The 12,419-nt window shown below is 44.5% G+C and carries 13 protein-coding genes; 5 read left to right on the forward strand and 8 right to left on the reverse strand.

What is annotated here, in order from left to right; all coding sequences use genetic code 11:
- The first annotated feature begins 33 nt into the window (after positions 1 to 33).
- Together NWF35_RS11355 and NWF35_RS11360 are read left to right on the forward strand one after the other, a co-directional pair.
- Positions 34 to 939: an HYR domain-containing protein gene (locus NWF35_RS11355; RefSeq protein ID WP_301239244.1), complete on the forward strand. Its 906-nt coding sequence runs from the start codon at positions 34 to 36 to the stop codon at positions 937 to 939.
- A gap of 40 nt (positions 940 to 979) precedes the next feature.
- A complete protein-coding gene (locus NWF35_RS11360) occupies positions 980 to 2,278 on the forward strand; it encodes a YheC/YheD family endospore coat-associated protein (RefSeq protein WP_301239211.1) in 1,299 nt (432 codons plus the stop codon).
- Between the two features lie 483 nt (positions 2,279 to 2,761).
- Here NWF35_RS11360 and NWF35_RS11365 read toward each other — a convergent pair whose 3' ends face one another.
- Complete coding sequence (locus tag NWF35_RS11365) at positions 2,762 to 3,907, reverse strand: glycerate kinase (RefSeq protein ID WP_301239213.1); 1,146 nt, start codon at positions 3,905 to 3,907, stop codon at positions 2,762 to 2,764.
- Positions 3,908 to 4,037: 130 nt separating this feature from the next.
- Here NWF35_RS11365 and NWF35_RS11370 point away from each other — a divergent pair, with 130 nt between their 5' ends.
- The gene (locus tag NWF35_RS11370) at positions 4,038 to 4,460 is read left to right on the forward strand and encodes a DUF2621 family protein (protein WP_301239214.1); all 423 of its coding nucleotides are present in this window, start codon (positions 4,038 to 4,040) and stop codon (positions 4,458 to 4,460) included.
- A 50-nt stretch (positions 4,461 to 4,510) separates the two neighbouring features.
- Here NWF35_RS11370 and NWF35_RS11375 read toward each other — a convergent pair whose 3' ends face one another.
- A complete protein-coding gene (locus tag NWF35_RS11375; RefSeq protein WP_301239216.1) occupies positions 4,511 to 4,858 on the reverse strand; it encodes a PH domain-containing protein in 348 nt (115 codons plus the stop codon).
- A 370-nt stretch (positions 4,859 to 5,228) separates the two neighbouring features.
- Here NWF35_RS11375 and NWF35_RS11380 point away from each other — a divergent pair, with 370 nt between their 5' ends.
- Together NWF35_RS11380 and NWF35_RS11385 are read left to right on the forward strand one after the other, a co-directional pair.
- Positions 5,229 to 5,453, forward strand: coding sequence for a site-specific integrase (locus NWF35_RS11380; protein WP_301239217.1), 225 nt, complete (start codon positions 5,229 to 5,231; stop codon positions 5,451 to 5,453).
- Positions 5,454 to 5,465: 12 nt separating this feature from the next.
- Positions 5,466 to 5,885 (forward strand): tyrosine-type recombinase/integrase, encoded by a 420-nt coding sequence (locus tag NWF35_RS11385; RefSeq protein ID WP_301239219.1) that lies wholly within the window; start codon positions 5,466 to 5,468, stop codon positions 5,883 to 5,885.
- A 210-nt stretch (positions 5,886 to 6,095) separates the two neighbouring features.
- On the opposite strand, the gene NWF35_RS11390 is transcribed toward NWF35_RS11385, so the two are convergent.
- From NWF35_RS11390 to NWF35_RS11415, 6 genes are all read right to left on the reverse strand, one after another.
- Positions 6,096 to 6,281: an aldehyde dehydrogenase family protein gene (locus NWF35_RS11390; RefSeq protein ID WP_301239220.1), complete on the reverse strand. Its 186-nt coding sequence runs from the start codon at positions 6,279 to 6,281 to the stop codon at positions 6,096 to 6,098.
- A gap of 160 nt (positions 6,282 to 6,441) precedes the next feature.
- Positions 6,442 to 7,512, reverse strand: a complete 1,071-nt coding sequence (locus NWF35_RS11395) for an ABC transporter ATP-binding protein (RefSeq protein ID WP_363321614.1) — start codon at positions 7,510 to 7,512, stop codon at positions 6,442 to 6,444.
- Between the two features lie 34 nt (positions 7,513 to 7,546).
- Positions 7,547 to 8,338 carry an ABC transporter permease gene (locus NWF35_RS11400; protein ID WP_301239221.1) on the reverse strand — a complete coding sequence of 264 codons (792 nt, stop codon included), beginning with the start codon at positions 8,336 to 8,338 and terminating at the stop codon, positions 7,547 to 7,549.
- Positions 8,339 to 8,367: 29 nt separating this feature from the next.
- On the reverse strand, positions 8,368 to 9,276 hold the full coding sequence (locus NWF35_RS11405) for an ABC transporter permease (RefSeq protein ID WP_301239222.1): 909 nt from the start codon (positions 9,274 to 9,276) through the stop codon (positions 8,368 to 8,370).
- Positions 9,277 to 9,334: 58 nt separating this feature from the next.
- The gene (locus tag NWF35_RS11410; RefSeq protein ID WP_301239224.1) at positions 9,335 to 10,429 is read right to left on the reverse strand and encodes an ABC transporter substrate-binding protein; all 1,095 of its coding nucleotides are present in this window, start codon (positions 10,427 to 10,429) and stop codon (positions 9,335 to 9,337) included.
- Positions 10,430 to 10,652: 223 nt separating this feature from the next.
- Positions 10,653 to 12,416 (reverse strand): sigma 54-interacting transcriptional regulator, encoded by a 1,764-nt coding sequence (locus NWF35_RS11415; protein ID WP_301239225.1) that lies wholly within the window; start codon positions 12,414 to 12,416, stop codon positions 10,653 to 10,655.
- Positions 12,417 to 12,419: the final 3 nt, after the last annotated feature.

The raw sequence follows: 12,419 nt of genomic DNA on the forward strand, positions 1-12,419 counted from the left end.
GGCAACACCTCCACATGCTCCTTTACAGTCACGGTGCAGGATACGGAACCGCCAGTAATCACCTGTCCCGCCAATATCACCATCTCTAATGATCCGGGGGAATGCGGAGCCTTCGTGACATTTCCCGATCCGACGGTCACTGACAACTGTCCGGTGACTGTAAGCTGCTCTCCTGCCTCGGGTTCTTTCTTTCCCGTCGGCACCACTACCGTTACCTGTACGGCTACCGATGCAGCAGGCAACACCTCCACATGCTCCTTTACAGTCACGGTGCAGGATACTGAAGCACCTGTAATCACTTGCCCCGCTGATGTTACTGTTCCCAACGATCCAGGGGAAAATGGTGCGATCGTGACGTATCCCAATCCGACGGTCACCGATAATTGTCCCGGACCTATTGATGTGAGCTGCTCTCCGGCCTCGGGATCCTTCTTTCCGATAGGAACCTCCACCGTCACCTGTACGGCTACCGATGCAGCAGGAAACACCGCGACTTGTTCCTTTACGGTCACCGTGGAAAGAAGTGGAGCTGATTTGTCTGTCACCACCACCGATTTTCCAGACCCGGTAAGGGTTGGACAGATCCTAACCTACACCGTGATCATCCAGAACAGGGGCCCATTTGCCGCCTCTAACGTCACTTTGACCGATAGACTCCCAAATAGCGTTCAGTTCATTTCAGCAACCGTGAACGAAGATAGTGCGAATGTCACCTCAGCAACTTCAGATCAAGTAAACATCCTCCAATCCAACCGAGTGCTGACCTTCCAGCTGGGCACGTTAGATGCTAGTTCCACCGTATCGGTCACCATCCGGGTTTCCCCACAGATCCCAGGATTTATCACGAACCGCGCAACAGTAAGGTCTTCGACCTTCGATCCTGATCCAAACAACAATACCTCCATCATTACCACTCGGGTTCTACCTTCCCAAAAATAACAGGAGCGGACGACGCTCCTTTCTCTACAAGGGGCACATGATGAAAATCAAATGGCTAAAGGGTAAAAAAACGGGGACAATTTTGCTTCCCAGTGGTACTCTCTTCGATAGAAGCGTTCCGAAAAAGGTAACTCTCTATTTCGGCGCTTTAAGAAAAGAGATGCGCATCCAATGGGATCGAAAGTTACCTGCAAACACGATTGGCTTGTCCCCGGGACTATTCAGCACATTTCAAATCCCAACGGGGTTACCTTATGAGGTGGTAATCAAAGGAACAGAGATCAATATCGGGCCCGTCATTGCAATCATGCTCCCCAAAATGATAAGTCCGAAGTGGCTTTCGTACCATTTGCGGTATTACTCACGAATCAAAGGGCTGATCTATGTCTTTACTGTAAAGGATATCGACACCAAAACGCATACCATCCGGGGCTACTATTACGATCCGGGTCCCCGAAACCGACACGCCCGTTGGACAATAAAGCGGCTACCCTATCCGAGCGCTATTTACAGGAGAGTATTTTGTCGGGACATCCCTCAGGACCTTCTAAAAAGAGTCAGTGGAAAGGTGTTTAATTCCCGTACGTTTAACAAGTGGGAACTTTGGGAGTGGCTGTCCCAGGATCCATCTCTGAGGGAGCATTTGCCCTACACAGCAAAACTAACGAAGATCAAGGATCTGGATATCATTTTGGATACCTTTGGATCGGTCTATCTAAAACGAATCGAATCTCAGCAGGCTACAGGTATGTTTATGGTATGGAAATCGGAACAAGGGTATCATTTCGTGGACAGAGATCGAAACGAAACTTTTATCAGCACACCAGAGGCCTTCGAATTTATCGAAAACCTTCGGTGCCAAGACTACATCATTCAACAGGCCGTTCCCATGCGATCTGAAGGTCGCCTCGTTGATTTCAGGGTTATTATGCAGAAAGACCGGTCTCAACAATGGACCTGCTCGGGCATTCTAGCCCGGTTTGGAGCCAAGGATAGCATCTCCACTAACTTTAGAGAAGCTGGTCAATTGAAGCTGGGAAAAGCAGCGCTGGAGCAAGTTTTTCAATTGACGGAACAAGAAGCGGTCGATATCGAGCAAAAAATGAAGGAGATTTGTTTACAGGCTTGTTCCAAGATTGACCAGTTCGGCTTGTTTGGCGATGTGGGGTTCGATGTAGTAGTAGATCCCAATAGAAAGATATGGATCTTGGAAATCAATAAATGTCACTATCTTCAAATGCCAATATATGTTCCAGGAAATTACCCAATGTTCCGCCAAGTAATGACGAAGCCAATCGAATTTGCAAAATCATTGGCCGGGTTTTACAAAGGAGCGTGATTTACGCTCCTTTTTTTGATTTGTGTCCAGGGGCCCGGAAATCTGACGGAGTTGAAATAAGCACTCATGGTGTGGAAACAAAAAGCTTTCATCCAGAATTGACCCGTTCAATGAAAGGACACCCTTCAGCGGTACCCCCTGAATAATTCATAACTTTAATGTGACATAATAATCTTGGCGTGGGATAACCCTTCAAAGAAAAACAGACACCTCACAGGGCCAAAATAGAAGGGCCGAGAGGGTGATAGAGAATCAGAAAACAACCCACATAAAAGCTGGGCAAACCCACAATGTAGTGTCCAACCATTAGCCATTAACTCATAGCGTAAATCCATATGGGACTTGCCGCCTGAGGGCATATCGGAAGAGGAAGAAGGAAGAGACCAGTCGTGGTTTCGTCGACTGGTCCGTCGAATAAAAAAGAGGAGGAGTTAAACTACTAGTTCCTGAGCTTTTCCTTTGGAATCGTAGTAGATCTCTTTTTCACCGCTTGTCTCCTTTCATACCCAACAACAAACCAAAGACGTTTTCCAGCGTAGACACCATCCATTCGAATGCATGAGCAAACGCCTTTTCCTCATCCGTTGGCCCCGGGCAAAGACTAAACACGGCATCGATTCCACACGCTCTCAACTCTTTTACCATTGCGGGATCGTATGCTCCGGACACGCAGATCACCGGCTTTCCGTACCGCTTCGCACGTTTGGCCACACCGACCGGCGCTTTTCCCCGCAGAGTCTGATGATCCGTCCGTCCTTCACCGGTGATGACCAAATCCACTTCTTTCATCCGCTCGTCAAACCGGCATACATCCAACAACAACTCAATTCCCGGTTCCAGTCGCGCTCCACAAAATGCAGCCAAACCTGCACCAGTCCCCCCAGCCGCTCCTCCTCCGGGCAGACGGGACACATCCACACCCAAATCACGTCGTATCACATCGGACAACCGGCGCAGATTCGCATCCAACGTCTTTACCATCTCGGGTGTCGCCCCTTTTTGCGGACCAAACACATGGGAGGCACCATTTTCCCCGTACAAAGGATTATCCACATCACAAGCCACGCGGATCATCACCTCTTTCAGCCGTGGATGCATCTCACTCGTGTCCAATTTCGCCACCTCTCCCACATGTTGCCCACCTCGTTTCACCGGTCTTCCATTTACGTCCCATGCCTTTAGTCCGAGTGCCTGTGCCATGCCTAGTCCGCCGTCATTGGTGGCACTGCCGCCGATAGCCACCAGGATTTCTCGGACTTCGGGCAAATCCAATGCATATCTGATCAACAAGCCCGTCCCGTATGTAGACGTTTGATACGGATTGCGCTCCGCGGGAGACAATATTGTTAATCCTGAAGCCGAAGCCAGTTCCACAATCGCCGTTTGTCCCACCACGGCCAAATCAGCGGTGATCGGACGACCCAACGGATCTACCGTCTTTACTGAGATTCGTCTCCCCTCCACAGCCTGCAACACGCAATCCACTGTTCCTTCCCCGCCGTCAGCGATCGGCAACCCTGTCACTTCAATGTGTCGGTCCACACGCGCCGCCGCCATACGCCCTGCTTCCACCACCTGTGCGGAAGACAAGCTGCCTTTGAAAGAATCGGAGGCAATCAACACCTGCATCCCATCATCCCCTTATCAATTGATTCTTATCGCCTGCTCAGCTTGAACAACCCCACACAGTCCGGATATAATGAGGTTCGACGACAACAAAGATACACCGACCACCGACGTTGGCGAAAGAGGTGGTACGATGCCGGTTTGGATGACATGGGCCGTCATCATTTGGGTCATGATCATGATCGGATTTCTCTCGATCGGCGGTTATTTCATGTTCCGCAAGTTTCTCAAAGGCATGCCCAAGGAAGACGGCAAATCGATCTTGGAATGGCAAGCTTATTATATCGAAAAAACGCGGCACATGTGGTCGGATGAACAAAAAGAACTGCTGGAGGACCTGGTACGTCCGGTTCCCAAGATGTTCCGGGATACTGCTCGTCAGACAATTACGGGTAAAATCGGCGAGCTGGCGCTAAAGGAAAACGCCGACCGCATCACTGAAGACCTGATTATCCGCGGATACATCCAGGCGACGCCGAAGCGGGATCACAAATGGCTGATTCGCACCCTGAAGGAGAAGCAGATCGACCTCACCCCGTACCAAGAATACTTTTAGACAAAAAGGTTCGTTCCCGAGTATGAAGGGAACGAACCTTTTTTGATCGGCTAACAGATCATCCGGGCCAGGGTCCGGTAGAACCCCATCACATCCGCTCCTTTGAGAAACTCTAACTCATATGTCCGTCCCTTTGTTTGAATTTCGACCCGGTTGGACAGTGACCAGAGCTTCCCTTTTTCGATCGAGATCGCCTCCACTTTGGAGTAGGGGATGGAAATCACAGCTGTTCTTCGACTCATCGCGGTTTTATCCACAAACAAAATGCGCTTGTTCGTCAACGCGACGAAATCCAACAACAAGCCGTAAGTCTGCAACACTTCTTCTCCTTCAAACAAAAACTCCGCCACCTGCTTCATATGACCACGATCATTGTCTCCACCGCTGAAAATTCCCACGTTATCCCCCCTTTCCTATGTCTTATCATACCCCATCCCCTTGAGCCTGATTGAATAAACAGGGAAATAAAGGAAGTCGCAACAAAGAATATTCCTGGATTTTTTTAGCGCATGTTTTACCACAAACGCTTAGATTCACAAGAAAATAGCCTATGCAGTAGTACTTTGTAAACATGCACTAAAAGTACCTGTGACTGACCGGGCGGATACCCCTAGTGTTTTCCGCAATTAAAGAAACGGGATGCCCCATTGAGCATCCCGTACTGTCGTTTTATCTTATCTTTAGTTGAAAAAAGAGCAACCCGCCCCATATATATATAACCGCTAATATACATTAGCGGACATATCCGGGGTACAAGAAGGACAAACGTTGTTTCACCCCGCGGCAATCGCGACAAAAACGTTGATCCGGTACCGGGAGTATATGCAATTGAATCAACACTTAAAGCCGGCGACAATTAACCGACGATTGAACACTGTGATGCGATTCTTTGATTGGGCTCAGCAGACCGGCGTAGTGAAGATCGATGTGGCGGATGCAGTGAAGCTGGTTCCCGAGGAGAAGACGAGAACACGGCAGATGACGGATAAGTAAGGAGACGACCTAGTGGCAGCCGTTCAACAACATGGATCGCGGGACCAGACAATAATTTTGATGATGTTACATACAGGACTGCGCACGATGGAGGTGTGTAACCTGAAGCCTAGGGATGTGACGATCGGGAAACGAAGCGGGACGCTTGTGGTACGCTCAGGGAAGCGAAACAAACAGCGGGAGGTGCCGCTTAACGCTACAATCCGGGAAGCATTGACCGTATACTTTGAGACTTTGCCGGCCGACACCGAGTATTTGTTTTCGTCGAAGAAGACCGGCCAGCGTTTGACGGAACGAGCCCTGCGGTACCTGATCCAAAAATATATACGGCTGGCACAAATCATGGGACATGACAGTTTGGACACCACAATGATTTATATCCAGGCAACCAGAGAGGATCTACGGCTGAGGTGGAGAAAATTGCGTGAGTGATGACGTTGGAGAGGTCAAAATTCTGGGTGTGAAGGTATCAAAAGCCGGGGTTTTCCCCGGCTTAGAAAATGAAGTGTTTAAACTCTAGGAGATACATATCTCCTGAAGTCTATCCCGGCGATCGGATATCGCTTAACGACTTACTGAATGCATGCTGTGAGTACGTGTGGCTTTTGCCTCACTGATCACGGGCCGCCATGGTTATCCTTGTCAGTTGGGTCTACAACCTTCAACGACAACGTCACTTTGATACACCCGGTAGGCAGCGTCGATAGCCTTTTTCACATCGTTGGCCGTGGCATCCGCCACTGTCCCCACCACTTCACCCGTGGCGGGGTTGGTCACCTCGTAGAAAGCGCCGTTTTCCGACTTCGCCCATTTCCCGTCAATAAACAACTGATATCATTTCCCTCCTCTCAATGCCAACCGCTTGTCCAGCATAGTCTTCACTCATCTCAGTGATTGGCTGATTGAAACAAGGAATACATTCTTCTTAAAGGACCATGGAATTGTTAGCTTTTTCAACTTCTTAAAGGATGAAACGTCTTATTAGCCATTACGCCCCAATTACGATTCCGTCTTCTTCTCTCCAAGTAACCCATACTCGTTCTCCCGTTTGAAAGATTTGTTTTCCTTGGCTCGGAGTCATCACCACAATCCGATCTCTTTTTGCTATTTGTACAATCGTTCGTATAAAAGATCCAACAAAGACTGTTTCTTCTACAACACCTGGCAATGAATAAGACAAATCGGGTGTTTCTTTCACTAATTGAACCCGTTCCGGTCTTATCGATAAATACATCGAGTCCGACACATTCTGGTTAATTCCAAGTCTGCCTCCGACTTTAAATCCATAAAAATCTAACACAAGACTATTTTCCGTCATATCAGTTATCTTAACTTCTAATAAGTTTGTATCTCCAATAAAGTCAGCCACAAATTTTGTTTGAGGTCTCTCATAAATTTCTTTCGGGGATGCGATTTGTTCGATAATTCCCTCATTCATAACTGCAATTCGATCTGAAATCGTAAGGGCTTCCTCTTGATCGTGAGTTACATAAATAAACGTTATTTCTAGTTTCTGTTGAAGATGCTTGAGCTCCATCTGCATTTGTTTTCGTAATTTAAGATCTAAAGCACCGAGAGGTTCATCCAACAAAATTACTTTCGGATTATTGACCAAAGCCCTTGCCACCGCCACTCTCTGTTGCTGACCACCGCTTAACTGCCTTGGCTTACGATCACCAAACGATTCCAATTGCACTAATCGAAGTGCCTCTTTCACTCTTGTGGTTATTTCGGACTTCGATACACCTTTCATCTTTAGTCCGTAGGCAATGTTCTCATTTACAGTCATATGGGGAAACAACGCATAACTCTGAAAAACTGTATTAACATCCCTCTTATATGGGGGGATTCCTACTACATTCTGTCCTTCCAAGAGTATTTGTCCCGCGTCTGGTTCCTCGAATCCCGCAATCATCCGAAGGGTCGTGGTTTTCCCACAACCGCTAGGACCAAGTATGGTGAGAAATTCTCCCCTTTTTACATTGAGATCAATCCCCTTAACAACTAGGTTATTTCCAAAACCCTTCTCTACCTTTTGAAGTTCAACGATAGTATTCATGTTAATCCCCCTCCCCCTTATGCTTTTTTACAACTCAGTCTTTTTCGGCACTTAATCGTGTAACAATGACAATCATAATGACGGAAAAAACAAAGATGAGAGTTGATATGGCATTAACTTCCGGTGTTATCCCTCGTCGTAGCATCGCCCAGATCTGTACCGGTAAGGTTAGTTCTCTTCCTGTTAGAAAGTAACTGACTGCAATTTCATCGAGTGAAAGCGTGAACGACAACAGCGCGGCTCCAATAACGGCTGTTTTAATATTCGGAAGTGTTATAAGAAGAAATGTTCGTAGTCTTGAGGCTCCAAGATCCATAGAAGCTTCCTCAATCGATCTATCCAGTCTTTTTAACCTTGCGTATACTTGAGTCATCACAACCGCAATGAGAAATGTGCCATGTCCTAATAAAATTGTTGTTAACGACAGCTCCATTTTTATCTGGATGAATAAACTCATCATTGCAACACCGGTAATAATACCCGGCAATATCATCGGGAGTAAGACGATTCTCTCAAATAAGACCTTTCCCGGAAACTTAAATCTGTCCACAGCAAATGCGGAGGGAACGCCAAGAATCAATCCAATTAATGTTCCGGAAACAGCAACCATGAGACTATTCCATAAAGAATTTAGCAATGGCACATCTTGTAATAAAATTCTGTACCATTTTGTTGACCAGCTTGTAATTGGGTACGAATTGACTGCATTTCCGTTAAATGAATAAACAATCACCACAATCATCGGCAGGTAAATAAACAGAAAGATCAGGATAGCTGCGATCCATAGACTTGCCGTAATCCCGTCCATTCGTAATTGTTTTCCCACTTAAATACCTCCTAATTGTTCGTACTGCCCTAAAAACTTGCCGTTTTCTTTTCCAAGCGGTGCGCCATCTCTAGTATGCCAATTACAATGATCAAGGTAATAATTCCAATGGCAGATCCTAGTGGCCAGTTATTGGCTACACCAAACAGACTATAAACAACGTTCGAGATCATCATGCTGCTCGTTCCCCCCAACAATTGGGGAGCCAGAAAATCTCCCATTGTCAATACAAAAGCAAATGTTGCACCTGCTATCACTCCAGGCATACTTAACGGTAAAACAACTTTAAAAAAAGTGCGGAATCGACCGGCTCCAAGATCTTTGGATGCTTCTATAAGATTTTGAGGGATGTGTTCCAGCGATGTATAAATAGACATTAAAACCCACGGAGTGTAGATATGGGTTAACGCCAGAATAACCGCATATGGACTGTATAAAAAAATCTCTAACGGTTTGTCAATTACACCAATCGCAAGTAAAAAACTGTTTAAAATACCATCCTGCCCTAAAACAATCTTCCAAGCATAAGCTCGCACTAGATAACTCACCCATAACGGGATGATCACTAACGTGTACATCAATTGTTTATTTTTTTTGATTTTGTAATTAATGAAGTAAGCTAACGGATAACTGAGGAGAATGCTAAACAAAGTTACCCAAAACGCTATTTTCAATGTTTTTAGAAGTGTCCCATAATATAATTCGTTCGTAAAAAACTTGGTATAGTTACTAAATGAAAAGTCATGAACAATTGTCCCAAAGTCTACCTTCCAAAAACTATTGATAAATAATGTAATGTACGGCACAAACAAAAAGACTGACAGCCAAATGATCGGAGGAATCAATAAGATCAAGAGGCGTGGATTCCAAAAACGCTTTGGGGTCACAGATCTGACTTCGGATTTATCCACTGATACGGCGGTTGCGTTTTTTAGCATAGGGTTCCTTCTCTCCTTTTGGGAAAATGTCTGGCGGCCGAAGCCGCCATATTCTACATTACTGGGCTTTGATTTCATTCCAAATCTCGTTATATTTATCGCGATCTTTAACTTCCTGCCAGAAGTTAATTTTTTTCATGTAGTTATCCATATCGTCAATATGAATCGATTTTGCTTGTTCAGGAGTCATATACTTAGCTGCATTCTTGTTTGCAACTCCGTAACCGGTAACATCTGCCACTATTTTTTGAACCTTCTCATCAATCACATAATTGATATATTTTTCAGCCAATTCTTTGTTTGGAGAGGATTTAACGATCATTAACCGATCTATCCAACCCGTAATTCCTTCTTTCGGAATGACCTCTTTCAAGTTACGCCCAGATGCATTAACTGCCTTGGGAGTTAGAGGCCAACCTACCGCTAACACCACTTCTTTATTTGAGAATAGATCGTTGAGTTCACCAGCAGTAGCCCAATATTTTCGAACTTGGGGTTTCAATTCAATCAGCTTTTTCTTAGCTTCCTGAAGTTGTGCATCAGACATATTGTAGAGTGCGCTTGGATCTTTTTTGTCGAGTCCCATCATTTGTCCAATGAGATAAATATTCGAAATGTCATCCCACAAAGAAACCTTGCCTTTATACTTGGGATCCCAGAATATCTTCCAGCTTTCCGGAGGCGTTTTGATAACGTCTGCATCATATATGAGAGAGTCTGGTCCCCAAGTAAACGGAACACCATATACTTTTCCACCCTTTTTGACATCGTTCATATTCTTCAATTTTTCTGCTAAGTTTTTATAATTAGGTACATTGTTCAGATTAATCGGAGCAACTAGACCCTCTCTGACTAAATAACCAGCTACGTCGGAAGAGGGAGAAATGACGTCGTATACATTTCCGCCCCCACCTTTCAATTTTGAAACTAATTCGTCACTTGATCCAAAATAAGTTACAGTTACCTTGACTCCATACTTTTCTTCAAATCCATTTACAAATTTAGGGTCAGCGTATCCTTCCCATGTAAGTAGATTAAGGGTTTTACCGTCCGATTTCGGTTTGTCAGCCGCTGTACCGCTACAAGCAGTCATCGTCATCAACAAACCTAGTATGATCGTAGCTAGAAGACCGACAGATTCTCGTTTTTTCATTCTTATACCTCCTCTTGTTTCTTACACTTTTACGTACTGCAAAACGTGTGCCAACTAACGAGAACACACAAAAAAGCCGTAAAATCAATGGGATTGACAACTTTCTCAACGATTCGAGTATAAATTTTGCCAATGCACAGTATCATTGCTTTGTTTCTAACGATGATGAAAAACAGAGCAATTACTGATGCTCTGTTTTAAACAGAAAAGGCATTAAAAAATGTCAATTTGCATTATTCAAAAATTTAGATGTCCTGTTTAAGGTGATTTCTTTATCAGGACTCTTTATTTTGTTTAATTTTCGTACGACAGTTGATTGGTTTACTTTCAGGAGTTCGGCAATTTGGTAGGTACTAGTAGTGACACTTTGAGCCTTTTTTATCAATTCCTGTTCTACAAATTGAAGAGCTTCCTTTAGAGGGATGATCCGATTGATAACAATAGGACTTTCATTTGAGTTGAAGCGAAAACGGTCATAAATCGCAGGAGGCAAGCAACTGATGTCAATCACATCATCTTCCGCCGCAACATACATCCATTCCACAAAATTTTGCAATTCCCTTATATTCCCCGGCCAGTTATATTTAGTAAGAAACGAAAGAACATCCCGAGAAAACTCTTTAGATCGTCCATTTTTTTCAATGATTCTCTCTAAGTAAGAAATTAACAAAGGGATAACGTCCTCTGGTCTCTCTCGCAACGGAGGAATGGTTATAGGAATCACATTCAGCCGATAGTAGAGGTCTTTTCTGAACTTACCAATTCTAACTAATTCTTCTAAGTTCTGATTGGTTGCGGCGATAATTCTTACATCAGTACGTATATATTCCCTCCCTCCAATTCGGGTGAAGGTTCCATCCTGCAGAACATGAAGCAATTTGACCTGTAGGGACAAAGGCAATTCTCCAATCTCATCCAAAAAAAGTGTCCCTCCATCGGCAAGTTCCATAAAACCAATTTTCCCTTGTTTGTTTGCCCCCGTAAAGGCTCCTCCATCATAACCAAAGATCTCACTTTCCATCAATGTGTCGGGGAGTGCTCCACAATTGATCATCAAAAATGGTCCATTGCTCCGTTGACTGTTTTTATGAATGTAACGGGCAATTTCCCCTTTTCCAACACCTGTTTCTCCTAATAACAACACCGTAGACTCTGTTTGTGCAACCCGTGAAGCAAAGTTTAATAATTTTTTCATTACTGGACTTTTGGCAACTAACGAGCCATTTTTATTTCCATTTTCATCAAGAGATAACTGGGAATCATTAATCAGGGGATGATTCTGAGAAAATCTGTTTTTGAGATGGCTAAGTTCGGTAATATCCTTTGAAGAGCAAATTACTCTGTAGATTTCACCGTTTTCATCCCAGATAATATTTGCTTGAACCAACAAATTACGTCCATTTGCAGTAGTCTGCACTACTGAAATATTTTTCCGTTTTTCAATTGCCATGGCAGTTGCTGATGGAGAAAATACGCCTTCTTTTTCCAACTCTTTCACATGACGACCAATTAGCTGATCACGTGATATTCCATAGAAAATCTCACATTTCTCATTTACTCGTAATGTAATACCCTTCCCGTCAGTTATAAAAATCCCATCAAAAGATGAATCTAGAATTGCTTGTAACTCACGATAGGTCAATTTTTCGTACTGACCGTGAAGCAGATCTGAGGATCGCTTCTTCATAATCATGGCAACCCCGTCTCCAAATCCGGGTACTATGTTTACTTCAACATCGAAGTTATGAAGATAGCGTTTCGTGTTATTGTGTCGATAGCGGTTTTCCCAAATTTCTTGAAGTTCTTTAGGCAAGTCATTAACGTTCTTAATTGAGGTTAGTTTTTCTAGTTTTAAAAGGGAGCGAGCTGTCGAGTTGATGACTGTAATATCTCCTTCAGGGTCAAGGATCACCACACCTTCTTCGAAATGCTGTAAAATTCTCGTGATAAACTTCCAGGTAAGCAGAGACGGTGTTTTATCAACCATCTA

Origin of the sequence: Polycladomyces subterraneus (assembly GCF_030433435.1) — a bacterium.
In the GTDB taxonomy this organism is placed as follows: domain Bacteria; phylum Bacillota; class Bacilli; order Thermoactinomycetales; family JIR-001; genus Polycladomyces; species Polycladomyces subterraneus.

Coding starts and splice junctions, on each gene's coding strand:
- NWF35_RS11395 (WP_363321614.1), bottom strand. CDS start 7,512: ATGAATACTATCGTTGAACTTCAAAAGGTAGAGAAGGGTTTTGGAAAT.
- NWF35_RS11410 (WP_301239224.1), bottom strand. CDS start 10,429: ATGAAAAAACGAGAATCTGTCGGTCTTCTAGCTACGATCATACTAGGT.
- NWF35_RS11415 (WP_301239225.1), bottom strand. CDS start 12,416: ATGGTTGATAAAACACCGTCTCTGCTTACCTGGAAGTTTATCACGAGA.
- NWF35_RS11365 (WP_301239213.1), bottom strand. CDS start 3,907: ATGCAGGTGTTGATTGCCTCCGATTCTTTCAAAGGCAGCTTGTCTTCC.
- NWF35_RS11405 (WP_301239222.1), bottom strand. CDS start 9,276: ATGCTAAAAAACGCAACCGCCGTATCAGTGGATAAATCCGAAGTCAGA.
- NWF35_RS11360 (WP_301239211.1), top strand. CDS start 980: ATGAAAATCAAATGGCTAAAGGGTAAAAAAACGGGGACAATTTTGCTT.
- NWF35_RS11370 (WP_301239214.1), top strand. CDS start 4,038: ATGCCGGTTTGGATGACATGGGCCGTCATCATTTGGGTCATGATCATG.